General features: G+C 63.5%; 19 protein-coding genes. 5 read left to right on the plus strand and 14 right to left on the minus strand.

Going from position 1 to position 25,576, the window contains the following annotated elements; translation table 11 throughout:
• Positions 1-138: 138 nt before the first annotated feature.
• The 9 genes from QFZ91_RS21275 to QFZ91_RS21315 form a co-directional block, all read right to left on the minus strand.
• Positions 139-543 carry a hypothetical protein gene (locus tag QFZ91_RS21275; protein WP_429568336.1) on the minus strand — a complete coding sequence of 135 codons (405 nt, stop codon included), beginning with the start codon at positions 541-543 and terminating at the stop codon, positions 139-141.
• Between the two features lie 15 nt (positions 544-558).
• Complete coding sequence (locus tag QFZ91_RS21280; protein ID WP_429568337.1) at positions 559-864, minus strand: hypothetical protein; 306 nt, start codon at positions 862-864, stop codon at positions 559-561.
• A 12-nt stretch (positions 865-876) separates the two neighbouring features.
• Entirely contained in the window at positions 877-1,173 is a 297-nt protein-coding gene (locus QFZ91_RS21285) for a hypothetical protein (protein WP_429568338.1), read from the minus strand.
• A 10-nt stretch (positions 1,174-1,183) separates the two neighbouring features.
• A complete protein-coding gene (locus tag QFZ91_RS21290; protein ID WP_429568339.1) occupies positions 1,184-2,257 on the minus strand; it encodes a phage major capsid protein in 1,074 nt (357 codons plus the stop codon).
• Positions 2,258-2,366: 109 nt separating this feature from the next.
• Entirely contained in the window at positions 2,367-2,639 is a 273-nt protein-coding gene (locus tag QFZ91_RS21295) for a hypothetical protein (RefSeq protein ID WP_429568340.1), read from the minus strand.
• Between the two features lie 304 nt (positions 2,640-2,943).
• Positions 2,944-4,128, minus strand: coding sequence for an AAA family ATPase (locus tag QFZ91_RS21300; RefSeq protein WP_429568341.1), 1,185 nt, complete (start codon positions 4,126-4,128; stop codon positions 2,944-2,946).
• A gap of 594 nt (positions 4,129-4,722) precedes the next feature.
• Positions 4,723-4,965 (minus strand): hypothetical protein, encoded by a 243-nt coding sequence (locus tag QFZ91_RS21305; RefSeq protein ID WP_429568342.1) that lies wholly within the window; start codon positions 4,963-4,965, stop codon positions 4,723-4,725.
• Positions 4,966-5,159: 194 nt separating this feature from the next.
• Positions 5,160-6,470, minus strand: a complete 1,311-nt coding sequence (locus QFZ91_RS21310; protein ID WP_429568343.1) for a tyrosine-type recombinase/integrase — start codon at positions 6,468-6,470, stop codon at positions 5,160-5,162.
• A gap of 329 nt (positions 6,471-6,799) precedes the next feature.
• Positions 6,800-7,501 (minus strand): aspartate/glutamate racemase family protein, encoded by a 702-nt coding sequence (locus QFZ91_RS21315; protein ID WP_429568344.1) that lies wholly within the window; start codon positions 7,499-7,501, stop codon positions 6,800-6,802.
• Positions 7,502-7,664: 163 nt separating this feature from the next.
• Here QFZ91_RS21315 and QFZ91_RS21320 point away from each other — a divergent pair, with 163 nt between their 5' ends.
• Positions 7,665-8,966, plus strand: a complete 1,302-nt coding sequence (locus QFZ91_RS21320) for an amidohydrolase family protein (protein ID WP_429568345.1) — start codon at positions 7,665-7,667, stop codon at positions 8,964-8,966.
• 74 nt (positions 8,967-9,040) lie between these two features.
• Here QFZ91_RS21320 and QFZ91_RS21325 read toward each other — a convergent pair whose 3' ends face one another.
• From QFZ91_RS21325 to fixL, 4 genes are all read right to left on the minus strand, one after another.
• Positions 9,041-11,146: a M3 family metallopeptidase gene (locus tag QFZ91_RS21325; RefSeq protein WP_429568346.1), complete on the minus strand. Its 2,106-nt coding sequence runs from the start codon at positions 11,144-11,146 to the stop codon at positions 9,041-9,043.
• 320 nt (positions 11,147-11,466) lie between these two features.
• Positions 11,467-12,330 (minus strand): bifunctional methylenetetrahydrofolate dehydrogenase/methenyltetrahydrofolate cyclohydrolase FolD, encoded by an 864-nt coding sequence (gene folD / locus QFZ91_RS21330; protein ID WP_176124105.1) that lies wholly within the window; start codon positions 12,328-12,330, stop codon positions 11,467-11,469.
• Positions 12,331-12,769: 439 nt separating this feature from the next.
• Entirely contained in the window at positions 12,770-13,414 is a 645-nt protein-coding gene (fixJ, locus tag QFZ91_RS21335; RefSeq protein ID WP_008922736.1) for an oxygen response regulator transcription factor FixJ, read from the minus strand.
• Complete coding sequence (gene fixL, locus QFZ91_RS21340) at positions 13,411-15,927, minus strand: PAS domain-containing sensor histidine kinase (protein WP_217710116.1); 2,517 nt, start codon at positions 15,925-15,927, stop codon at positions 13,411-13,413. Before fixL ends, fixJ begins: the two co-directional genes overlap by 4 nt.
• A 275-nt stretch (positions 15,928-16,202) precedes the next feature.
• Here fixL and aceE point away from each other — a divergent pair, with 275 nt between their 5' ends.
• The 3 genes from aceE to lpdA all read left to right on the plus strand — a co-directional run bounded on the left by aceE (position 16,203) and on the right by lpdA (position 22,554).
• Entirely contained in the window at positions 16,203-18,908 is a 2,706-nt protein-coding gene (aceE, locus tag QFZ91_RS21345; protein ID WP_429568347.1) for a pyruvate dehydrogenase (acetyl-transferring), homodimeric type, read from the plus strand.
• 83 nt (positions 18,909-18,991) lie between these two features.
• Entirely contained in the window at positions 18,992-20,650 is a 1,659-nt protein-coding gene (gene aceF, locus QFZ91_RS21350) for a dihydrolipoyllysine-residue acetyltransferase (protein WP_429568348.1), read from the plus strand.
• 131 nt (positions 20,651-20,781) lie between these two features.
• A complete protein-coding gene (lpdA, locus tag QFZ91_RS21355) occupies positions 20,782-22,554 on the plus strand; it encodes a dihydrolipoyl dehydrogenase (protein WP_176108187.1) in 1,773 nt (590 codons plus the stop codon).
• Between the two features lie 325 nt (positions 22,555-22,879).
• Here the strand turns inward: lpdA and QFZ91_RS21360 are convergent, their stop codons facing one another.
• The gene (locus QFZ91_RS21360; RefSeq protein WP_013089827.1) at positions 22,880-23,455 is read right to left on the minus strand and encodes a phasin family protein; all 576 of its coding nucleotides are present in this window, start codon (positions 23,453-23,455) and stop codon (positions 22,880-22,882) included.
• 781 nt (positions 23,456-24,236) lie between these two features.
• Here QFZ91_RS21360 and pbpG point away from each other — a divergent pair.
• The gene (gene pbpG / locus QFZ91_RS21365) at positions 24,237-25,451 is read left to right on the plus strand and encodes a D-alanyl-D-alanine endopeptidase (RefSeq protein WP_176379978.1); all 1,215 of its coding nucleotides are present in this window, start codon (positions 24,237-24,239) and stop codon (positions 25,449-25,451) included.
• The last annotated feature ends 125 nt before the right edge of the window (positions 25,452-25,576 follow it).

Here is a 25,576-nt window from a genome sequence, read left to right on the forward strand (position 1 = left end):
CGCATTCGCGAAAGCGTGAGCCGGCGTTAGGTGTTTTTGGCCTCCTCCGGTCAGGCCCGAATACCCCCCGGTGTCAGGTGCGACGCCAACACGCCGCCTTGCGCGCCGTGCGGTTTGTCTTCCGTGCCAGGCCAGCGCTCATTTCCAGATCATGCCAGCGTGCCCGTTGTCGCGGCCAGGAGCGCGGGCCGTACCGTTCGCCTGGCGAGCACCGCGTGACCTGTCCGGCTTTGTCGCCGGCAAGGTGATTTCGACGCCGGTGTCCGTCTCGAACGACAAACGCTCGCCGTCGCCCTCGCCGTCGTCGACAGGCACGATCAGCGATGCGCGTACCACGCGCGTAGCGGAGCCGATCTCCGCGATCAGCGCGAGCGGCAACGCCCTCACCGCTTCAAGATCGGTCAGCCGGTCGACGGGCTCGTCGTCCCCGGCCCGGCCGGCCAGGACCACGCGGGCCAGTACCGCGAGCATTCCCTGATCGTTTGCCGCATCGTACCGGAGGAACCTTCCAGGCTTGATGCGCCCGTTGCCGTTGTTTGCCATTGCCGTTGTCTCCGCTTATGCCACGAGGCGAACCCGGCGCGAGTCGACAAGCGCCTCCTGTTGCTCGCCGGTATGCGACCACCAGTAAACGCCGACATCGATCGCAAGCACGTCGACGATCGCCTCGCGGTGCGGCGCGAGCAACGCGGCAAGTTCGAGCGCGCGCGGCGATGCGTCGCCGGCCGGTTTGCCGTTCAGCAAATCAAGCACGGCCCACTCCAGCCGGGACGCCTCGCGTTGTCTTGCGCGTTCGGCGAGACGCGTCGCCTCGTCGTCGCCGTAACAGGCGCAGTGGCCAGTAGCACAGGTACAGTCGGTCATGGCGACGCCTCCTCAGTTCGCACAGGGATAGGGGACCGCCAGCGTGCGGTGATTGCCGTCGCTCAGCACGAGCAACGCGACCCACTGCGCGCGCGTGTTGTCGCGGTCGATCAGGATCGAATCGACATTGAGCCCGCGATTGGCGCACGGCATGCCGAGCACGGCGGCGGTGATCGCGCTCACGTCAGGCGCAAGTCCGAAGCAATCTCCGGATCGCACGGCGGCCAGTACGGCGCGCTCCAGCTCGTCGACGCGGCGATAGTAGTCACGTTGCGCGCGCATGGCGTCGGCGTTCAGTGCGGTTTGCATGGCGGTCCCCTTACGCGCTCGGCGTGCGTTTCGTCTTCGCAACCGGCCGGATCGCTGCGGGCACAACGTCGGAGACCATGCCGGCGGCGGCCGGCTCGCACTTTCTCCAGCCGATATAGAGAACGCCGCGCACGGACGTTAAATTTTCCTGAAAGCACGAATGCAATTCGATGCCACCGTCGCCGTCATCGGCGGCAATGACGGCCGCGTCCGACGCGCCAACAAACGCGCCGGCTTCGCTCAATAGGACCAGCGACGGCACAACCCACGCAACGGCGCCCGGCGGAACGGCCGTCGAGGTCACGCACGGAAAGCCGAACAGCAGTCCGCCGGTGCGCGCGTTGAGCGTCGACGCGTCGGCCGCGCCGGAGGCGTTCAGCGCCGGTGTGGTCCACGGCGAAACGATCAACACGAGCTCGGCGCCATACTCCTCCGGCAATGTCGAGAGCGCGGCGGCGACGTCCTCCCCAGCGTTGCCGCTCCCCGGTATCGTGCTCGCGGCGTCGACCAGTGACGGCGGCCGCGACGCGTCTCCGCCCGCGCCGTCGAACAGCGAAGCATCAAGCCGGCGGATCAATGCGTTCTCGACGCAACGCCGGATAATCGCATCCGCGCGCGGTCCGGCGTGCTTGACAAACTCCGCGCTAAAGGTCACGAGACCGCCTATTTTCGTGACGGGAATCTGGTTGACCACGAACGGATCGACGCCTTGCAATGCCGGGACCGGCATAGCCTCCGCGATCCAGAATCCAACCGCCTCGTCGCTCGCGCGCATGGTCGCGTCCTCGAATCCAACGCGGGTAAACGGCGCGATACCTTCGATCCGGCCGACAACCGAACGCCGGAGCACGACGTCAGCCAGCGCTCGCGCAAACGAGTCTGGCGGCTCGATCGCGGCGCTCGTCGTGAGCACCGAGGCGCGCTCGACGAGCGCGATTGCCGGATCGTTCGCACCGTATTGCTCGACCAGCCAGGCGCGCGCGGCGGCCGGAGCATTCCCGCTAACGGCGAGCGCGCGGCCGGCGCGAATGACGGCCAGGGCATTACCGCTCGCGGTGTAGCTCGCTTCAATCGATACAGGCATGGCACGTCTCTCCGGTCGTCATTCCCTACGCGGAGCATCCACCACGCCGGCGGGGCTTTCCAGCGCAAACGGAACGAACGGAACGGATGGAACGAATGAAACAGCCGGATCAGTTCGCGGCCCCGATCTCGCCGTCGACGAGCAACGCGGCAATTTGAGTGATCGAATACCATCGCCGGCCGTTCAGCACACGTGCGGGCCGGATCGGGCCGGTGCCTTCCCAGTACCACCGCGACAGCGTGCTTGGCGACACGCGTAGCGCGCGGGCCGTTGCCCTTTCACTGAATTCGTCGAACAGCGTATCGTGGTCGAAACCTTCGTCGGCGGCCCACACACGCAACGTCGCGGCGACTTCGTCGATCCTCTCGTCGCGGGTGCGCATGAGTCACTCCGTGAGTTAGAAGATTTTTGGGGAAGATTGAAGATTTCGGTTTTTATCGAACTCAAAATCTTCTAATCTTCTAATCTTCTCTTCGAAAGAGAGAGCCCATGAAAGAAAGACTCACCCCCTTAGAACAACTTTGAAAATCTTCTAATCTTCTCCTTCTTCTCTCTGGATAAGGCTTTGCCGGGGGCATACGGGTTTTCCTTTATGGGAGAAGATTTGAAGATTAGAAGAATCCGAGTTCGTGAAAAACCGAAATCTTCGATCTTCGCCCGAATTCTTCTCCTTCACGGTCGAGCCGTTACGGCATGCGCCAGAACCACGGTCCGTCCTTCACCCCTGGTTGCTTGTACACAATCACGCCAAGCGCTTTTTGCGCTCTCGTTATGTCTTTCCATTCGTGACCCGCGCCCATTACCTCTTTCTTGACATCGGTCGTCCTCTTCGGCCCGTCGGCCAGAATGCCCTTCAGGAAATTTTCATGTTCCGCCTGTTCAACGAGTTTTTCCTGAACTTCGGCATCAACCGCAGCAACGATATCTTCTGGGCTCATATTGAGATAACCGCCCCAATTGATGCGCTGGGTCGGTATATCGCCTTTTACAATCACCTGTTCAACAGTGAAAGCGAAGCCGCCCCATTCAGGCGCAATATTCGTTTTCGACCGCGCCATAACGTGAGAGCCGGTTTCGGGGTTATGGGCAAATGCGATCGTCATACGCGGCACGGCTCCGAATGCCTGAGAGCCGATAAACCGGTCTACGACCCGTTGCCCTTTCGAGCCTTTCGAAAAGTGCGTGATGCCGGTGATATTGGCGTTGGTGCGCTCGCCCATATCGAGAAGCGGCTGCAACCCCATGCGAACCTCATTCGCGCGGTGCATGTCGCCAGAAATAGCGCTTAACAGCGGATCGATAATCACCATGCCAACGTCATGTCCGGCCATAGCCGCTTCGAGTTGGAGCATGTCGCGCGCCGGGTCGAAAGATGTCGCTTTACCGTCCACCGTTTTGGCCTTCACGTAAAAGACGCGCGAAAGGTCGGCACCGGCCGCAATCAGGCGCGGCGCTAACGTGTCTGCGATGTTATCTTCGCCGGACCATGTGACAACATCACGCGGCTTGTCGCAAAGCGTGCCGTCCGGCCACGCGCCGCCCCGTGAGAGCGTCGCCGCCCAGTCGAGCGCGCAAGTTGTCTTGAATGCACCACTTGCACCGGCAAGAAGCGTCAGTTTTCCGCGTGGTAAAAAATCAGGCCACAACCATTCAATCTTCACGGCTTTAACCTCCGAAAACGGCAACAGTTCTACGGCGGCTTCGTTCCGCTTCGCATCGGCCGCGACGGCGGCATCTGACTTCGCTTCGCGAGCCTTCGCGGCCTTCGCTTCGGAATTGGCCAGTTGCTCGCGCCGGTTGCCGCTGTGCTCGATCAGGTTGGCGTACGTCGCCGCATCGATACTTCCCGGCACGTCACGTTCGGCGTTCATAACTCACCCCGATTCGCGCGGGCGCGCAACGCTTCGAGCAATGAGACACGCGCGTTCGCCTCGATCCATGCGCGATGTTCGGCCCACTCGGCCTCGCTCATTCGCGCACGGCACCGTTCGAGTTCACGTGCAATGCGAGAGTCGAAGTAGCGCTCAAGCGCTTGCGCGTCGGCGAAGCGCGGCGCGTCGTAGTCGGCGCATTGTGCGTTTGGCGCGCTCGCAACAGCGGGTTCTTTTGTTGGCCTCATCTGAACGCGACTCGCACCATACCGGCGCTTTACCGGGCTAGCACGGTAAGTCTGGTTGATCGTCATGGCGCGCTCGATACGCTGGGACAGTCCGGCGCGGCCCGGTGTCTTGCCGGGTGTGATGCGCGATGGGTAGAATCGTCTTGCATTTGTTCATTCGGGCCGCCTTCAGCGCGGCCCTTTTCTTTCTGGTTCATGCCGGCTCCAGTTTTCGAATGCGAACGCTCGCCGCGCGCAACGAATGCGCACGACAAATGTCTTCGGTTCTTTCTGGTTCCCAGGCGCGGGATAACGGTCGGTTTGCTACAGCCACGACCGTGCGACTGTGTGTTGCGGCTACGGCGTGTTACGCGGTCGTCGCTTCGGCTTCGGTGCCGCGTTGGCGCACCGTCATGCGCGTTTCCCACTCGCGCGCGGCCTCGATCGTAATCACGACATGCCGCCCAAGTTGCAACACATCCGGGCCGCGACCGTCACGGCGCATACGATAGAGGAGCCCCCGTTCAATCCGATAGCGCTCGCAGAACTCCTTAACCGTGAGTACGTGCCGCGTGTTCTCCGTTTGCGTTGTCGTTTCCGTATGTTTCATTTGCACTCCTCACGTGTCTGGTTGCTTATGAAGTCCATTACCGCGCGAACGTGGAACGGCCGCAAGCGATTTATCGGCGGCCGGTCGTCATGGCGGCGCGCGGAGCGAACCGCAGAGGAGATCAAAGAACGTCAATGAACAGCAAGGAACGCTTGCTAGTGAGAGGTCAGCGGCGCACAAACCAGGGAAAATCCTTATCTCTCGGCGGCCAGTTTCGCGCCCTTGCGCTTGGCCTTTTCACGGCGCGGTGCGTTGAACGCCCGTTCGACGGCGTCGTGGAGGTGATCGGGCGACAGGTGTGCATACCGCAAGACGGTCTTGATGTCGCTGTGCCCGAGCAACGCGCGCACGCGATTCAGGTCAACGCTGTTCTTGACGAGTTGGGTCGCGTAATCGTGCCTTGTGTCATGAAAACGAAAGTTCGTGATTTGCGCCGTTTCGAGTAGCCGATCCCAGGCGTTGCCGAAGTCGGTCAGCGCCTCGCCGGTTTCCACATTGCCAAAAACAAAACGCTCATGCGCCAGCGGTCGCCATGCCGTGAGGCATTCGAACAGTTCATCAGTAATCGGCACGTCGCGCCGCTCGTCGTCCTTCGTCACGGCCCGCCGGACGTGAATCGTGCGGTGTTCCATGTCGACGTCGTCCCATTCCAGGGCTAGGAGTTCACCCTTGCGGAGTCCCGTGTTCAGCGCGCATACGACGAGGGGTTGCAAGTGGTCGGTATAGCGCACCTGGCGCAACGACGGCAGCGCGGGGAGCTTGCGCATGCGGCGGTGCGCGATGGTCCGGTGTCGCGCGTCGCGGTTTGCCTCCTCGCGCGCCTCCATCGCCGCGTACAGGCGCTCGCGCTCGTCGGCTGACAGGTACCGCACGATCACGTCGGCCTTGCCGTTGCGCTCGACCTCTTTCGCCGGGTTTGAGGCGATGTGTCCGGCCTTGACCGCCACGCGGAGCAAACCTTGCAAGGCGTGGAGCCGGTTCGCGACGGTTTTCGGCTTGATGCTGGTTTTCATGGTGCGGGATTTCCAGCCCTCAAGCAACCACGGCGTGAACTCGTCAAGCGCGCGGTCGAGCAAGTCGGCAAACGATGAGCGGATCAGGGCCGCATTCGACAGGCTGATCCCGTTCGTTTCGAGGTATGCGGTGTAGTCGCCATCCAGAAACGCGCGAAGTGTGGGCACGCCGTGAGCGCGGCGGATGCTCTCGGCGCGGCGGCGTTTCTTTTCCTCGACCACGGCGGGCAAGTCCGCTTTCGTCGGCGTCTGTTCAAGCTCACGGCGGGCCGCCTCGCGCGCGTCGCTCGCGGTCATCGCCGGCCAGGTGCCGATCTTTTTGCGGCCCTCACTCCCGTCGGGTTTGTAATATTTGACCGTGAACTGAATCGTACCGGACGGCAACACGCGCACCTTGAACCCGGTCAGGTCGGCGTCGGCGAACTCCTGAAACTTGCCGGTCGCTTTCAGATTCCGGAGAAAGTCGCGGTTGATCGTGACCTTGTTTTTCATCAAAAACCTCGTTTGGGCGGAATTTGGGCGCGGCCGGCAAGAAACAGCCAGCAACACCAAGACCCAACTATACACGTAAGTTGTTGATTTGAAAGCGGTGAACAACATCGATGAACATCGGGACACATGCTTAATCGGGCTCATAACCCGAAGGTCGTAGGTTCAAATCCTACCCCCGCAACCAAAGCATTGTTGAAAGCCCGCATCGCGCAAGCCATGCGGGCTTTTTGACTTTCAGCGCTTCGTTTCGCTTGTGGCGCTCGCTGCGTTTGCCGCGCGCGCGTGAACAGACGCAACAGGATTCGCGCGCGATCGAAGCCTCTAACCCATCAGCGCTCCGCTCCAATCGCCCACTCCACCGCGGCCTGCGCATGCAAAGCAGTGGTATCGAACACAGGCAGAACCGAATCTTCCGGCTTGATCAGCAGCGTGATCTCCGTGCACCCGAGTATTACCGCCTGCGCGCCACGCGCGGCCAGATGTTCGATCACGCGTTGGTAGACCTTGCGCGACGCGTCGTCCACGTTACCGTGGCATAGCTCGTCGTAAATGATGCGGTGCACGTCCGCGCGTTCATCGTTATCAGGCACGAGCGTGTCGAGTCCATAGCGTTCGCGCAGCCGGCCCATATAGAACGTCTGCTCCATCGTGTAGCGCGTGCCGAGCAGGCCCACGCGCTCGACGCCCGCCGCGCGCAACGCCGCGCCGGTCGGATCGGCGATGTGCAGGAACGGCACCGTGATTGCCTGCTCGATCGATTCGTACACGCGATGCATCGTGTTCGTCGCAAGAATCACGAGATCGGCCCCACCGCGTTCGAGCTGGCGCGCGGCGTCGGCCATCTGTTCGCCGAGCGCTTGCCAGTCGCCGGCGCGCTGATTCGCCTCGATCGACGCGAAATCCACGGTCAGCAGCAGACTGCGTGCATTGTGATGACCGCCGAGCCGCACCTTCGCGTGGCGATTCAGCAGCCGGTAATACTCGCTGGACGACTCCCAGCTCATTCCGCCGATCACGCCGATCGTTTTCATCTGGACGCTCCGTCAATGCATGGCCGAAACGGCGAGTATAGGCGCGTCGCATCGCCCGCAGCCGATACGGATTGCGGCGCGTGCGCCGGTACGCATCGGCGCCCGCATTATTCTGGCGCCGATAGAATCGTAGCGAGTCCAAACGCGATCAACCGGAGCGAACATGGATCTGATCATCCGCCGCGCGGCGCTGCCGCGCAGTGCCGCACAGCTGTCCCCGCATCACCCGTTCCAAGTCGACATCGGCATCGCCGCGGGTCGCATCGTCGCGGTCGAACCGAACCTGGCCGCGAGCGCGCGCGACGAAATCGACGCGGCCGGTTCGCTCGTCACGCCGCCTTTCGTCGATCCGCATTTCCATATGGATGCGACGCTTTCGTACGGTTTGCCGCGCGTGAACGCGTCGGGCACGCTGCTCGAAGGCATCGCGCTATGGGGCGAGTTGAAGCCAGAGCTCACGCAGCAAGCGTTGATCGAACGCGCGATGCAATATTGCGACTGGGCCGTCGCGCGCGGCCTGCTCGCGATCCGCAGCCACGTCGACGTGTGCGATCCGCGTCTGCTCGCGGTCGAAGCACTCCTCGAAGTGAAGCGCCGTGTCGCGCCGTATCTCGATCTGCAACTGGTCGCTTTCCCGCAGGACGGTCTGCTGCGCAGCGCCGGCGCGTTCGACAACCTGAAGCGCGCGATCGGCATGGGCGTCGACGTGGTCGGCGGCATTCCGCATTTCGAGCGCACGATGGCCGACGGCGCGCAGTCGGTGCGCATGCTGTGCGAGTACGCGGCCGGGCAGGGTCTGCGCGTCGACATGCATTGCGACGAATCGGACGATCCGCTGTCGCGCCACATTGAAACGCTCGCGGCCGAAACCCATCGGCTCGGCTTGCACGGACGCGTCACCGGTTCGCACCTTACGTCGATGCATTCGATGGACAACTACTACGTGAGCAAGCTGTTGCCGCTGATGCGCGAGTCGGGCGTCGCGGCGATCGCCAATCCGCTCATCAACATCACGCTGCAAGGCCGCAGCGACACGTACCCGAAACGGCGCGGCATGATGCGAGTGCCGGAAATGTTGGCAGCGGGCATCACGGTCGCATTCGGCCACGACTGCGTGATGGACCCGTGGTACAGCCTCGGCTCGGCCGACATGCTCGAAGTCGCGCAGATGGGCCTGCATGTTGCGCAGATGACCAGCGTCGACGGCATGCACGCCTGTTTCGACGCGGTGACCGTGAACGCCGCGCGCATTCTCGGTCTGGAAGACTACGGCATCGCGCCCGGATGCGCGGCCAATCTCGCCGTGCTCGATGCGCGCGACGAGATCGAGGCGATCCGCCTGCGCGCCGCGCGGCTCGCGGTGGTGAGCCGGGGCAGGGTGGTGAGCCGCGCGCCGGCCGCGCGCGCGTCGTTATCGCTCGAAGGGCGGCCTGAACAGGTCGATTTCAAGCTGCATCGCGCATAGCGCGGTGTTTCGCGGATAAATGAAAAAACCGGCGGCCTGCTCGCGCAGACCGCCGGTTTTTCTATTGGCATCGCTCAGTGTGCGGCACCCGGCGCCATGCCGTTATGCCGCAGCAGCGCATCGATATTCGGCTCGCGGCCACGGAACGCCTTGAACGATTCCATCGCCGGACGGCTGCCGCCCACTTCGAGGATCTCGCGGCGATAGCGCATCCCGGTCGTCTGATCGAGCACACTGCCCGCGGCTTGCGCGGCTTCCTCGAACGCCGCATACGCATCGGCCGACAGCACTTCCGCCCACTTGTAGCTGTAGTAGCCGGCCGCATAACCGCCCGCGAAAATATGGCTGAACGTATTCGGCCAGCGCGAGAACGGCGCTTGCGGCACGACGTGGAAGCGTTCGTTGATTTCGCGCGCGAGGTCGTTGGCGCTCTTCGCACCGTTCGCATCGAAGCCGGTATGCAGTTGCATGTCGAACATCGAGAACACGATCTGCCGCAGCGTGCCGAGACCGCTCTGGAAGTTCTTCGCGGCTAGCATCTTGTCGAACAGATCACGCGGCAGCGACTTTCCGGTATCGACGTGCGAGGTCATGTCGGACAGCACGTCCCATTCCCAGCAGAAGTTCTCCATGAACTGCGACGGCAGTTCGACCGCATCCCATTCGACGCCGTTGATTCCCGACACGCCGAGCTCATCGACGCGCGTCAGCATGTGATGCAAGCCGTGGCCGAACTCGTGGAACAGCGTGATCACTTCGTCGTGCGTGAAGCAGGCGGGCTTGCCGCCGACCGGCGCTGAAAAATTGCACGTCAGGTACGCGACCGGCGTTTGCACCGCGCCGTGCGCGAGCTTATGACGGCCGCGCGCGTCGTCCATCCAGGCGCCGCCGCGCTTGCCTTCGCGTGCATACAGGTCGAGATAGAACTGCGCGACGAGGCCGCCGTCCTGATTCTCGACGCGGAAAAAGCGCACGTCCGGATGCCAGACCGCTGCCTCGTCGCGGCGGATGCGCACGCCGAACAGCGTCTCGGTTACCTTGAACAGACCCTTGAACACCGCGTCTTCCGGGAAGTACTGCTTCACTTCATTTTCCGAGAACGAATAGCGCTTCTGGCGCAGACGCTCGGCGGCGAACGTCATGTCCCACGGCTGCAGATCAGTCATGCCGAGTTCGCTCGCGGCGAATTCGCGCAGCTCCTTCCAGTCCTGCTCCGCATGCGGACGCGCGCGCGTCGCGAGGTCTTCGAGGAAGGCCATCACCTGAGCCGGCGATTCGGCCATCTTCGGCGCGAGCGACACTTCGGCGAAGTTGCCGTAGCCGAGCATCTGCGCTTCTTCGGCGCGCAGCTTCAGTTCGTCGGCGAGCACCTGGGTGTTGTCCCACTCGGTCTTGCCGTTGCCGTATTGCGCGCCGAGCTCGGACGCGCGGGTCACGTACGCGCGATACATGGCTTCGCGCATCGGACGGTTTTCCGAGTACTGCATGACCGGGAAATACGACGGGAAGTGCAGCGTGAACTTGTAGCCGGTCTTGCCGTCGCGCTCGGCGGCTTCCTTCGCGGCTTCGATCACGTCTTCGGGAAGGCCCGCCAGTTGCGCCTCGTTGCCCGCATCGACGATGTACGCATACGCGTTGGTCGCATCGAGCACGTGATCCGAAAACGCCTTCGACAGCGCCGCCTGGCGCTCCTGCAATTCCGCGAAACGCGGCTTCTGGTCTTCCGGCAGCTCGGCGCCGGACAGGCGGAAGTCGCGCAGCGCGTTGCTGAGGATCTTCTTGCGTTCGCCGTTCAGCGATGCAAACTCGTCGCTCGCGTTCAATGCCTTGTACTTCTCGTAGAGCGCGAGATTCTGGCCGACGCTCGACCAGAACTCGGTCACGCGCGGCAGGTTGTCGCCGTACACGGCGCGCAGCTCGGGCGTATCGGCGACGGCATTCAGATGGCCGATCACGCTCCACGCGCGCGACAGCGGCTCGGTGGCGCGCTCGACCGGTTCGACGACGTCGGCCCACGACGCGGGCGTGACCGGCAGCGCGGCACGCTCGACGGCGGCCGCCGCGTCGGCGAGCAGCACGTCGAGGGCGGGCGTCACATGCTCGGGTCGGATGGAGCCAAAGCGCGGCAGATCGGAAAAATCGAGGAGCGGGTTGTCTTGAGGCGTGGCGGTAGTGGACATAAGGCTTCCTGTCTGACGCGGGTGAAGGGGGCGGTGCGGCGGCGCTCGCGCGAGCCGTCTAGCGGCGTGTCGCTCGACGATCGGCGCACGGCGCGCGGCGGCACCGGCAAAGGACAGTATTGGGGCGGGAGGCGCCGATTCCAATCCATCGGCTGACAAATTAACAGATGTTGCGGTGCGCGGGCGCGCGTTGGGGCGGGATGTCGGCCGCGGGGTCTGGCGGCGCGGCGATGAGCGGGGCTGCGAGAGAAGAGGGGTGATGAGCCCGTGGACGAGGCGGAAGAGTCACCTCACTCCGCCTCGCACTGATCGCCCGGCGCTTACGCCTTGGCCGCGTCCGCCTCGCGCTCGGCCGCTTCGATCGTGTTGACGAGCAGCATCGTGATCGTCATCGGGCCGACGCCGCCCGGCACCGGCGTGATATGGCCGGCCACTTCCTTGACACCCGCGAAGTCGACGTCGCCGCACAGCTTGCCGGCGTCGTCGCGATTCATCCCGACGTCGATCACGGTCGCGCCCGGCTTCACCATGTCGGCGGTCAGGATGTTGCGCAGACCGGTCGCGGCGACTACGACATCGGCGTTGCGCGTGTGCGCGGCCAGATCGCGCGTCTTGCTATGGCAGATCGTGACGGTCGCGCCCGCTTCGAGCAGCAGCAGCGCCATCGGCTTGCCGACGATGTTCGAGCGGCCGATTACCACCGCGTTGGCACCCTTCAGCTCGATGCCATAGGCCTCGAACATTTTCATCACGCCGTACGGCGTGCACGGACGGAACAGCGGCTGGCCGGTCAGGAGCGCGCCCGCGTTGGCGACGTGAAAACCGTCGACGTCCTTCTCGGGCGCGATCGCCTCGATCACCTTGTGGCTGTCGATGTGCTTCGGCAGCGGCAGCTGCACGAGGATGCCGTGGATGGCTGGGTCGCGGTTCAGCTCGTCGATGCGCGCGAGCAGGTCGGCTTCGGGCAGGTCGGCCGGATAGCGGTCGAACGACGAGCCGAGGCCGTTGTCGTGGCAGGCTTTCACCTTGTTGCGCACATACACTTCGCTGGCCGGATTGTCGCCGACCAGAATCACGGCGAGGCCCGGCTGATGGCCGCGGGCGGTCAGGGCTGCGGCGCGCGCCGCGACGTCGGCGCGCAGGGTCTTGGAGAGGGCGAGGCCGTCGATCAGTTTGGCAGTCATGGTCGGTCGAACGTTGAGTCGAGGTTGGGATCGGGAATCGATTCGGGGCAGGCGGTTTTGGCTGGCGGGTCGAAGCGCTCGCGTGGAGGGGGCGCGCGACGGCGTGCTTCGACTGCTTGACGAAGCCGGGTCGCCGTGCGACAGGCGCGTTACCGGTTCGGGCAAGGCGCCGCTGCAAAGTCCGACATTATACCGGCGCGGAAGGCGCGCTTCCGCAGCGGATTCGGGGCCCGTGTCGCGCGTGGAAGCGTACGGGAGGGGAGGGGGCGGGACGTGTGACGGCAAGAAAGCGCCACGCGGGCGGCGGGGCAGGCCGCTCGCACGACACGCTCACGCCGGATCCAGCGACGCTCACGCCGTCACGAACGGGCGACGCAACTGCCACTCATGGCGGTCACGCAGAAACGGCCCTCCGGGCGAAGGGCCGTCCATACCGATGTTACTGCGCCGTTTGCGGCTTGTTCGACAGCGCGAGTCGCAGCAGATCGGCGACCGTGTTGACGTTCAGCTTTTCCATGATGTTCGCGCGATGCGCTTCGACCGTCTTGATGCTGATGCCGAGGTCGTCGGCGATCTGCTTGTTCAGGCGGCCCGCGATGATCCGCTCGAGCACCTGATGCTCACGCGCGGTCAGCTTGCCGAGGCGCTCGGCCGCGGCACGCTGCTGCTGGACGCTGGTGCTTTCGCTGCGCGCCTTGTCGAGCATGCGCTCGACGAGCTTGCGCAGTTCGGCTTCGTCGAACGGCTTTTCGATGAAGTCCATCGCGCCTTTTTTCATCGTCGACACCGCCATCGGCACGTCGCCGTGACCCGTCACGAAGATGATCGGCAGCGATGCGTTGTCGGCGATCAGGCGTTCCTGCAACTCGAGCCCGCTCATGCCGGACATCCGCACGTCGAGGATCAGACACGCGATCTGGCCCGGATGCTGATGCGGCTGCCATGCGTCGAGGAACTGTTCGGCGCTCAGGAAGCATTGAACGCGGTAGCCGTTCGCCTCCAGCAGCCAGCGCAGCGAATCTCGCACGGCCTCGTCGTCGTCGACGACAAAGACGGTTTCCTGGGTGGTGACTGGGCTGTTCATAGCTCTCCCGTAACGGTTTGTGGTGTCGGCGCCTCGGACCCGCCGTTGCTCGGGCCGTCAGGCTCCCCAATAGGCAGACTGCAATGGAACGTGGCGCCCGTGATGTGGCCGTCGGATTCGACATTATTGACCACCCACAGACGCCCGCGATGCGATTCGATAATCGAACGGCAAATGTTCAGCCCCATGCCCATGCCATCGGACTTGGTGCTGTAAAACGGTTCGAACAGACGCTCGGCGGTCGTTTCGTCGACGCCCGGCCCCTGATCGACGACGCTGATGCAAACGAAGCCGCTCTCCAGCCGCACGACCACCCGGATCACTGGGTCGACCGCGTTCGGGCGCGCTTCGGCCATCGCCTCGACGCCGTTCTTCAGCAGGTTCACCAGCACCTGCTCGATCAGCACCGGATCGACGTAGATCACCGGCAGCCGCGAGCGCAGATCGGTGACGATGCGAATCCGCCGCTTCCTTGCCTCGATTTCGGCGAGACCCACCGCGTCGGCGACGATATCCGCGACCCGCGTGGCCTGACGCTTCGGCTCGCTGCGCTTCACGAACTCGCGGATGCGCTTGATGATCATGCCGGCGCGCACCGCCTGCTGCGCGGTCTTTTCGAGCACCGGCAGCAGATTGTCGGGTGTCGTCCGACCGGATTTAACCAGCGCGACGGTCCCGGAGCAATAGTTATTGATCGCGGCGAGCGGCTGATTCAGTTCATGCGCGAGCGACGAGGCCATTTCGCCCATTGTCATCAGGCGGCTCGTGAACTGCAGCTTCTCGTCCTGCTGGCGCGCCAGCTCCTGCGCGCGCTTGCGGGTCGTGATGTCGGTCGCGATCTGCATCTGCGCGAGATGGCCGTCCACCCACTGGATGTACTGGCGCCGCACCTCGAACCACTTCTGGATGCCGGGGATGTAGATTTCCTGCGCGTCGGCGGTGCTTTCGGTCAGCGCGGCGGCGGGCAGGCCGACGAAGGTGTCGACCATGTCGATCGAATCGGACGACGCCTGCGAGCTGTCGAAGCCGCCGCCCGCGAGTTCGAGGTGGCCGTCCGGGCGGATCCCGAACAGATGCCGGTAGTAGCGGTTTGCGAACAGCAGCTCGGCTTCGTCGGCGGCCAGAACGGACACCGCCGCATCGAGGCTTTCGAGCACGGTGGTGAAGCGTTCGTGGGCGGCGGCGAGTTCTTCGCGCGCGCGCTTCGGCTCGGTGATGTCGGTCATCGACGACATCCAGCCGGTCTGGCGACCCGAGCTGTCGATCAGCGGCGACACGTAGAGCCGTGCGTGGAACGTCGAGCCGTCCTTGCGCCGCACGCGCAGCTCGAAGCCGGACGAGGGCGCCTTGCCGCGCAGCGTCATGTCGAGTTGGCGCTGCATCTCGGGGTAAGCGTCGCGCGGCCAGTAGGCGAACGGCGCGCTCTTGCCGACGAGGTCGCTTTCGTCCCAGCCGGTCATGCGGCAGAACGCGGGGTTCACGTGCGTGATGCGGCCGTGCATGTCGAGCACGCGCATGCCGATCAGCACCGAATTTTCCATTGCGCGGCGGAAAAACGCTTCCGCGTACAGCGCCTGCTGCGCCTCGAAGCGCTGCCGGGTGTGCTTCCACAGACTCCACAGGCTCCACAGCACGAAGCAGGACAGGCCGGCCACCAGCCACACCAGCGTGTTGTTCGTGAAGTTGGTGATCTGCGGGAACGCGTACACGCGCACCGAGATGCCCTGGCCCGGCGGGTCGAGCGGCAGGTCGTAGAACATGTCGCGCGGCAGGCGCGGGCGGGTCGACGTGGTGGTCAACTCGCGGTTGTTCACGTCGATGATCGAGATCTTGTATTTGGCCGACAGCTCAGGCGGGATGTCGCGCTTCAGAATGCCTTCCACCGAGAACACCGCGGCGATCGTGCCGAGGAAATCGCGGTCGCGGAAGATCGGCGTTTGCAGCGTGATGAAGCCGTTGCCGAGGTCGTCGTAGATGAGCGGCGAGTACACCTGGCGGCGCGTGTTGCGCGCCTCGGCGAAGCCGGCTTTGACCGCTTCGTCCATTTGCGCGTCGTTCGGGCGCGCGAGCCGCTGGCCGAGCACCGGCGGCGCGGCATTGGGCCAGCGCGGCTGCTGCTGAGCGGTGTACCAGTTCATGTAGAGGATCTCGGGGTGCCCCTGCATGATGTCCGTGGTGTTCACCTGGAACGAATGCTCGTCGGCATGGCCGGCGGCGAGGTCGCGCGCGAGCGCCTGGATCTGTTCCTGCGCGCCTGTCATTGACAGCCGGATCTGCTGCTGCGCCCACGCGACGTTGCGGTAAAGCGTGTCTTCCTGCTGCTGCTGTTCGCGCCGGTTCAGACTCCAGAGAATCAGGCTCATGACGACCAGGAATACCAGGATCGACAGCAGCGGCGTCAGCAAATAGGAATTGGACCACCAGGGTCCGTGGTGCCAGCGCGGGGACGGCGACGAATCCGCCGGCGAACCCGCGGTGCGCGCCGAGCGAGAGAAAAGCCGTTCGGTCAACATGCGTGGCATTGTAGCTCAGCACGTCCCCGACAAATGGCGCAAAAAAGCGCGGAAAGTGCAGTTAATCGGCGCAAACTAGCCGACGGATCAGTCTAACGGCAGTCAAACCAGGTTGCGTTGCAGCAATTTTCCGCATTGTGAGAATTGATCTCGTAATTTGAAAATTTGATTGCGTTGACGTCGGGACCCTTATTACAATCAGCCGGTGCTGCCGCGGCCTATCCTGCGTCCGCGTGGTCTGTTCAAAGTGCGTTCCCCATACCCAGGAGACGAGCATGTCCGCTGTACCCGACGAAGTCATGAAATATGTCGCCGCCGATAAAGACGACGATCCCCAGGAAACCGGCGAATGGCTGGAAGCGCTGGATGGCGTGATTTCTGCTGTAGGCCCTGACCGTGCCCACTACCTGATCGAAAAGCAGATCGAGTTTGCACGCGTGCACGGCGAACATCTGCCGTTCTCCGCCAATACGCCTTACATCAACACGATCCCGGTCGCGCGCCAGGCCAAGAACCCCGGCGACCAGGACATCGAACACCGCATCCGCTCGTACACCCGCTGGAACGCAATGGCGATGGTGCTGCGCGCCGGCAAGGAAACCAACGTCGGCGGCCACATCGCATCGTTCGCGTCGGCCGCCACGCTGTACGACGTCGGCTACAACCACTTCTGGCACGCACCGTCGGCCGAGCACGGTGGTGACCTCGTGTTCGTGCAGGGCCACTCGTCGCCGGGCGTTTACTCGCGCGCGTTCCTCCTCGGCCGCCTGACCGACAAGCAGCTCGACAACTTCCGCCAGGAAGTCGGCGGCGAGGGCATCTCGTCGTATCCGCATCCGTGGCTGATGCCGGACTTCTGGCAATTCCCGACCGTGTCGATGGGCCTCGGCCCGATCATGGCGATCTACCAGGCGCGCTTCATGAAGTACCTGCAGGCGCGCGGCATCGCGAAGACCGACGGCCGCAAGGTCTGGGCCTTCCTCGGCGACGGCGAAACGGACGAGCCGGAATCGCTCGGCGCGATCGGCATGGCCGGCCGCGAGCGGCTGGACAACCTCGTGTTCGTGATCAACTGCAACCTGCAGCGTCTCGACGGTCCGGTGCGCGGCAACGGCAAGATCATCCAGGAACTCGAAAGCGAATTCCGCGGCGCCGGCTGGAACGTCATCAAGGTCATCTGGGGCAGCCGCTGGGATGCGCTCTTCGCGCGCGACAAGTCGGGCGCGCTGATGCGCCGCATGATGGAAGTGGTCGACGGCGAGTACCAGACGTACAAGTCGGAGTCGGGCGCGTTCGTGCGCGAGCACTTCTTCAACACGCCGGAACTGAAGGCGCTGGTCGCCGACTGGTCCGACGACGACATCTGGAATCTGAACCGCGGCGGCCATGATCCGCACAAGATCTACGCGGCGTTCACGGAAGCGACCAATTCGAAGGGCCAGCCGACCGTCATCCTCGCGAAGACGATCAAGGGCTACGGCATGGGCGAAGCCGGCCAGGCGATGAACATCACCCACCAGCAGAAGAAGATGCAGGTGGAGCAGCTGAAGAAATTCCGCGACCAGTTCCGTCTGCCGATTACGGACGAGCAGATCGTCGACGTGCCGTACCTGACGTTCGAGGAAGGTTCGAAGGAACTCGAATACATGCGCCAGCGGCGCATGGACCTCGGCGGCTATCTGCCGGCGCGTCGTCAGAAGGCCCAGCCGCTGCCGGTGCCGGAACTGTCGGCATTCGAGCCGCTGTTGAAGGGCACGGGCGAAGGCCGCGAGATCTCCACGACGATGGCGTTCGTGCGGATCCTGAACATCCTGCTGAAGGACAAGGCGCTCGGCAAGCGCGTCGTGCCGATCGTGCCGGACGAGTCGCGTACGTTCGGTATGGAAGGTCTGTTCCGTCAGATCGGCATCTGGAATCAGGACGGCCAGAAGTACGTGCCGGAAGATTCCGACCAGCTGATGTTCTACCGTGAGTCGGAAACCGGTCAGATCCTGCAGGAAGGCATCAACGAAGCCGGCGGCATGGCCGACTGGATCGCGGCCGCGACGTCGTACTCGACGCACGGCGAGATCATGATCCCGTTCTACATCTTCTACTCGATGTTCGGCTTCCAGCGCATCGGCGACCTCGCATGGGCCGCAGGCGACATGCGCTCGCGCGGCTTCCTGCTGGGCGGTACTGCCGGCCGCACGACGCTGAACGGCGAAGGTCTGCAACACGAAGACGGCCACTCGCTGCTGTGGGCGGCTTCGGTGCCGAACTGCATCAGCTACGACCCGACGTTCGGCTACGAACTCGCGGTCATCGTGCAGGACGGTCTGCGCCGCATGGTCGCCGAGCAGGAAGATGTGTATTACTACATCACGGTGATGAACGAGAACTACGAGCACCCGGCGATCCCGCAGAGCCCGGGGCTGGAAAGCGTAGCCGAGGACATCATCAAGGGCATGTACTCGTTCAGAAAGACCGCTGCCGATAAGAAGGCGCCGCATGTGCAGCTGATGGGCGCGGGCACGATCTTCAACGAAGTGATCGCCGCGGCCGACCTGCTGAAGAACGACTGGGGCGTGAACGCCGACCTGTGGAGCGTGCCGAGCTTCACCGAGCTCGCGCGCGAAGGTCACGAAGTGCAGCGCTGGAACCTGCTGCACCCGACCGAAGAGAAGAAGCTGTCGCACGTCGAGAAGCTGCTGAAGGATGCGCCGGGTCCGGTCATCGCATCGACCGACTACGTGCGTGCGCTGACCGAGCAGATCCGCGCGTTCGTGCCGCAGAAGTTCGTCGTGCTGGGCACCGACGGCTACGGTCGTTCGGACACGCGCGAGAAGCTGCGTCACTTCTTCGAAGTCGATCGCTACTGGGTCACGGTCGCCGCGCTCAACGCGCTGGCTGACGAAGGCACGATCGAACGCAAGGTGGTCGCCGAGGCGCTCAAGAAGTACAACCTTGATCCCGCCAAACCCAACCCGATGACCGTCTAAGGCATCACCCGTGTGCCACGATGCACGCGCCTGCTCCTCGTCGCGAGGGGCAGGCGGCGTGCGCGGCCCAGGAGACACTAACAATGAGTCAAGCGATCGAAGTCAAGGTGCCGGACATCGGCGATTACAAGGACGTCCCTGTGATCGAGGTGCTGGTAAAGGCGGGTGACACCGTCGAAAAAGAGCAATCGCTCGTTACGCTGGAATCCGACAAGGCGACGATGGACGTGCCGAGCTCGGCTGACGGCGTCGTCAAGGAAGTGAAGGTCAAGGTCGGCGATGCGGTGTCCGAAGGCACGCTGATCGTCGTGCTGGAAGGCGCCAACGCGGCTGCCGCGGCGCCCGCGCCGGCGGCAGTTCCTGCGTCCGCACCGGCAGCGGCACCGGCGGCAGCTCCGGCCGCGGCGCCCGCGCCCGCGGCGGCAGGCGGCGGCGTGCAGGAAATCAAGGTGCCGGATATCGGCGACTACAAAGATGTTCCCGTGATCGAGATCGCGGTGAAGGTCGGCGATCGCGTCGAGAAGGAACAGTCGCTCGTCACTCTCGAATCCGACAAGGCGACGATGGACGTGCCGAGCTCGGCCGCCGGCGTCGTCAAGGAAGTGAAGGTCAAGGTTGGCGATACCGTGTCGGAAGGCTCGGTCATCGTCGTGATCGAAGCGGAAGGCGGCGCTGCCCCGGCACCCGCGCCGGCACCGGCCGCGAAGGCGCCGGTCGAAAAGCCGTCCGACGCGCCGGCCGCGCCGAGCCCGGCACCGGCCGCGCCGTCCGCGCTCGCGCAGGCGCCCCTGATTCCGGCCGGCGAAGGCGGCACGCGTCATCCGAGCCACGCTTCGCCGTCGGTGCGCAAGTTCGCGCGCGAACTCGGCGTCGACGTGAGCCAGGTGAAGGGCACGGGTCCGAAGGGCCGCATTACGCAGGCCGACGTGACCGCGTTCGTGAAGGGCGTGATGACCGGCCAGCGCGCGGCGCCGGCAGGAGCCGCCGCGCCGGCCGCCGGCGGTGGCGAACTGAATCTGCTGCCGTGGCCGAAGGTCGACTTCACGAAGTTCGGCCCGATCGATCCGAAGCCGCTGTCGCGCATCAAGAAAATCTCGGGCGCGAACCTGCATCGCAACTGGGTCATGATCCCGCACGTCACGAACAACGACGAAGCGGACATCACCGAGCTCGAAGCGCTACGCGTGAAGCTGAACAAGGAACACGAAAAGGCGGGCGTCAAGTTCACGATGCTCGCGTTCGTGATCAAGGCCTGCGTGGCGGCCCTGAAGAAATTCCCGACTTTCAACGCGAGCCTCGACGGCGACAACCTGGTGTTCAAGCAGTACTACCACATCGGTTTTGCCGCGGACACGCCGAACGGCCTCGTCGTTCCGGTGATTCGCGACGCGGACAAGAAGGGTCTCGTCGACATCGCGAAGGAAATGGCCGACCTGTCGAAGGCCGCCCGCGAAGGCAAGCTGAAGCCGGACCAGATGCAGGGTGGCTGCTTCTCGATCTCGTCGCTGGGCGGTATCGGCGGCACGCACTTTACGCCGATCATCAATGCGCCTGAAGTCGCGATTCTCGGCCTGTCGCGCAGCGCGATGAAGCCGGTGTGGGACGGCAAGCAGTTCGAGCCGCGCCTGACCATGCCGCTGTCGCTGTCGTACGACCATCGCGTGATCGACGGAGCGGAAGCCGCGCGCTTCAACGCATACCTCGGTTCGATTCTTGCCGATTTCCGGCGTGTGATTCTTTGACCGGCTGGTGAGGTCCGCCGGCGCGGGCGCGGATAGTTCCGACTGATCCGCGTCGCGCCGTCCGCGCATTCGCGTGCGCCGTGCGCGCCGAACGCGCCGCTCATCATCGATCAATAAGAGAAGGGGACACCATGAGTCTCGTCGAAGTAAAAGTGCCGGACATCGGTGACTTCAAGGACGTCGACGTTATCGAAGTCAACATCAAGCCGGGCGACGTCATCGAGCAGGAGCAGTCGCTGCTGACGCTCGAATCCGACAAGGCGTCGATGGAAGTGCCGAGCGATACCGCCGGCACCGTCAAGGAAGTGCGCATCAAGCCGGGCGACAAGGTTTCGCAGGGCACGGTGATCGCGCTCGTCGAGGCAGCGGCGGGCGGCGCGGCCGCGGCCGCCCCGGCGGCGAAGGAACCTGAAAAGGCGGCGCCCGCGCCGGCGCCTGCCGCGCCGAAGGCCGCCGCACCTGCGCCGCAGGCCGGCAGCTATTCGGGCAGTGCGGACATCGAGTGCGACATGCTCGTGCTCGGTTCGGGCCCCGGTGGCTATTCGGCCGCGTTCCGCTCCGCCGACCTCGGCATGAAGACCGTGCTGGTCGAGCGTTATCCGACGCTCGGCGGCGTGTGTCTGAACGTCGGCTGTATCCCGTCGAAGGCGCTGCTGCACACCGCGCTCGTCATCGACGAAGCGGCTGATCTCGCGTCGCACGGCATCACGTTCGGCAAGCCGCAGATCGACCTCGACAAGCTGCGCGATTTCAAGTCGGGCGTGGTCAAAAAACTGACCGGCGGTCTCGCGGGCATGGCCAAGATGCGCAAAGTCGAAGTGGTGACGGGCACCGGCGCGTTCGTCGATCCGAACCACATGGAAGTGCAGACCGAGGGCGGCAAGAAGGTCGTCAAGTTCAAGCAGGCAATCATCGCCGCGGGCTCGGAAGCGGTGAAGCTGCCGTTCATTCCGGAAGATCCGCGGGTCGTCGATTCGACCGGCGCGCTCGAACTGCGCCAGATTCCGCAGCGCATGCTGGTGATCGGCGGCGGCATCATCGGCCTCGAAATGGCGACCGTGTACTCGACGCTCGGCGCACAGATCGACGTCGTCGAAATGCTCGAAGGCCTGATGACCGGCGCGGACCGCGATCTGGTCAAGGTCTGGGAGAAGTACAACAGCCAGCGGTTCGCGAACGTGATGCTGAAGACCAAGACCGTCGCGGCCGAAGCGAAGGACGACGGTATTTACGTGTCGTTCGAGGGCGAGAAGGCGCCGGCCGAGCCGCAACGCTATGACCTCGTGCTGGTGGCCGTGGGCCGCTCGCCGAACGGCAAGCGGATCGGCGCGGAAAAGGCCGGGGTCGCGGTGACGGATCGCGGCTTCATCGAAGTCGACAATCAGCAGCGCACGAACGTGCCGCACATCTTCGCGATCGGCGATATCGTCGGTCAGCCGATGCTCGCGCACAAGGCCGTGCACGAAGGCCACGTGGCGGCGGAAGCCGCGCATGGCGAGAAGGCGTACTTCGACGCGATGCAGATTCCGTCGGTGGCATACACCGATCCGGAAGTGGCATGGGCCGGCAAGACGGAAGACCAGCTGAAAGCCGAAGGCATCAAGTTCGGCAAGGCGGTATTCCCGTGGGCCGCGTCGGGCCGCGCGATCGCCAACGGCCGCGACGAAGGCTTCACGAAGCTGCTGTTCGATGAGGAGACACATCGCGTGATCGGCGGCGGTATCGTCGGTCTGAACGCGGGCGACCTGATCAGCGAGGTCTGTCTCGCGATCGAGATGGGCGCGGACGCAACGGATATCGGCAAGACGATTCATCCGCATCCGACGCTCGGCGAATCGATCGGCATGGCGGCCGAGTTGTATGAAGGCGTCTGTACCGATCTGCCGCCCGTCAAGAAGAAGTAAAGCGGTGCGCCGGGAATGCATGGCGACATGCATTCCCGGCGAAGTGCGTCAGGCTGTGGCGCAAAGAAAAACGGCGCGCTCCATGTCGGAGCGCGCCGTTTCTGTTTTCCTGGCGGCCGGTAGGCGGGCAAAAAAATCCCGGCTTGGCGGCCGGGCAAACGATACGTCCATTGCAACGTATCGGAGCGTTCGGCCCATCAAACCGTGTAAGCGGCAACGGCACGACGCTGTTGCTTGCGATAACGCCGGCGCAGCGCGTAGGCTGGGCCGGCGTGAAAGACGACGACGCCAGGTGTTTAACGCCTGGCGTGTTGATGCGTGAAGCTTAGACCGCCTTCTTGGCGGCAGCGCGCGATGCTTGCGCAGCGGCTTGCGAAGCTGCCTTCGAAGCGGCCGTTGCAGCTGCATTGAAGTTGCTTTCGGCGATTTCGACAGCCTGACGGGTTGCCTTGTGGACCGTTTCGTACGTGGTGTTGGCGGCGGTGATAGCCGACTTCATCACGGCGACAGCGGTTTCCGAACCAGCCGGTGCGTTCTTGGCGACGTTTTCGACGAGCGCCTGAACCTTGCGGTTTTGCTCTTCGAATTGCGCTTCCGCAACGCGGGTGAATTCACCTTGCGTTGCCGAAACGATTTCGTACACGTGGCGGCCATACGACAGCGCCTTTTCAGCCACCGGCTGCGCGAGGCTTGCTTGCAGTGCCAGCAGTTCCTGCGCGTCCTTCACGGACAGCGCGCGTTGGGCATTTTCCTGGCTTTCGGCGAGCGTCGACTTCACAACTTGCAGGTTCAGCTCAACCAGCTTTTCGACGCCTTCAAATGCTTTGGTCGTCAGGCCGAACAGGGTTTCGAAGTTGGCTTTCTGGGCTGCGGCGAATTGCTCAGGGGTCAGCAGAGTCATGGTTTACGCTCCTGGATCGCGGCCGGTCTGTGCGGACCGCATTGGGTGGGTGGCAAGACGCCGATTGATCGTCCGCCTGGACCGCGATGTATTGTGCATCGCAGCAATGGTTCCCATTTTAGGATGGCCACAAGGAATGTCAAGCGTTTTTTGTGCGTCGCACAATGTTAAGAAAACGCCGATAAAACAAGAGGTTATGCAGTAGGCATGTCATTAATATGACGCGGAACTATTGAGTCGCTGCACCTAGCTGGTGCGAGATAAACGACCCTCGCAAGGGGCGGTCGGGAAATTATTTTTCGGCGTCAAAGCCTTTATACGGGGCTGCGACGGGTTGCATCGCAGCGATTCGCCCCTGAAAAACCAATCATCATCAATTCGATGTAAACCACCCGATGACAAGGAACGTTAAAGAACGAAGGCAGTCGAACGCGCGTCGGCGGCTTTCGTCAGACACTTAAAAGTCTTTCGCCCGCTCGCGATGCCCTCATGGCGCGGCGCAGTAGTTTCCGCCGGCGCTCTGACAGTATTTCCCCGGATCAAGGTTGTCTCGAAATTGCCGTTATCCTGCAAGGATCTGCTCGGTTGGGCTGGGCGGCAGCAATGGCGAGGCTTGCTGGCGACGATCGTTTTTTTCGATCGAGGCGCGGCACTTATTCGTGTTTTCGCGATCGGAGCTGACAAGCCGGTTTAAGGACCGCGTATAAGTGCTTCAAATTGCTAATTTTTCGTTGCTTTACTACACTTGCGGAAACCTCTCGCCGCTCCCTATCGAACACCCATGAAAACCGACATGTTTTCGTCGCTAAAGGCGCTCCACGGCGCGGCGCGCAGCACCGCTCTGTCGGTGGCCGTCTCGCTGGCCGTCGCAGCGGCGTTCGCTACGCCTGTCAGCACTTTTGCAGCTACGTCTGCTGCATCCGCAAAAACTTCCACACACGCAAAAACCGCCAAAAAGCCGGCGCAAGCAGCCGCCACCGAAAAAGTGTCGAGCCGTGCGGCGAAGGCCGGCAAAGCTGAGGCAGCGAAAGCCGGCAAGGGCGAGGCCGTGAAAGCCGCTGCCGCAGACGAAGATGCGCCGCGCGCCGGCGTCAAACGCAAGCGCGTGACGTTCGCGGCGAACGGCCGGCACCATTCGGTGATGCGACGCGTCGCGTACGAACCGCGCCAGCCGAGCGTCGGCCAGGCGTTTGGTTTGCACGAGACGCCGGACGCGCTGATGCTGCGCTCGAGCGTCGCCTACGTAATCGACCAGAACAGCGGCGAGACGCTGTTCGACAAGAACTCGCGTGCTGTGGTACCGATCGCATCGATCAGCAAGCTGATGACCGCGATGGTGGTGCTCGATTCGAAAGAGCCGATGACCGACCAGATCGAAGTCACCGACGAAGACCGCGACTACGAGAAGAACACCGGTTCGCGTTTGGCGGTGGGCTCGGTGCTGTCGCGCGAAGACATGCTGCACATTGCGCTGATGGCGTCGGAAAACCGCGCGGCGGCGGCGTTGTCGCGCTACTACCCGGGCGGCCGTCCGGCGTTCCTTGCGGCCATGAACGCGAAGGCCAGGCAACTCGGCATGAACGACACGCACTTCGAGAACCCGACCGGTTTGACGAGCATGAACGTGTCGAGCGCGCGCGATCTGGTGAAGATGGTCAACGCGGCGTATCAGTACCCGCTGATCCGCAAGTTCTCGACCGATCACAGCTACGAGGTGTACACCGGCAAGCGCACGCTCGCGTATAACAGCACGAACGCGCTGGTGCGCAACCCGACGTGGGACATCGGTCTGCAGAAGACCGGCTTCATCAACGAAGCGGGTGAGTGTCTCGTGATGCAGGCGACCATCCACGGCCGGCCGATGATCCTGGTGCTGCTCGATTCGTCGGGCAAGTACTCGCGTTTCGCTGACGCGACGCGTCTGCGTACATGGCTCGACAACGGCGGCGACCAGACACGTATCACGAGCGCCGATGCCGGCGGTCCCGGTACCTGAAGCCGGAACGATTAGTCAGCCGATCGTATTCCGGGCCGGCTGCAGTTGTCGTGCCAAGAAAAAGCCTCGCGGATGCGAGGCTTTTTTCGTTGGCATCGAAGACGGCGCGCGCAACGGTGCAACGG

Source organism: Paraburkholderia sp. JPY419 (assembly GCF_050435705.1).
Classification (GTDB): domain Bacteria; phylum Pseudomonadota; class Gammaproteobacteria; order Burkholderiales; family Burkholderiaceae; genus Paraburkholderia; species Paraburkholderia youngii.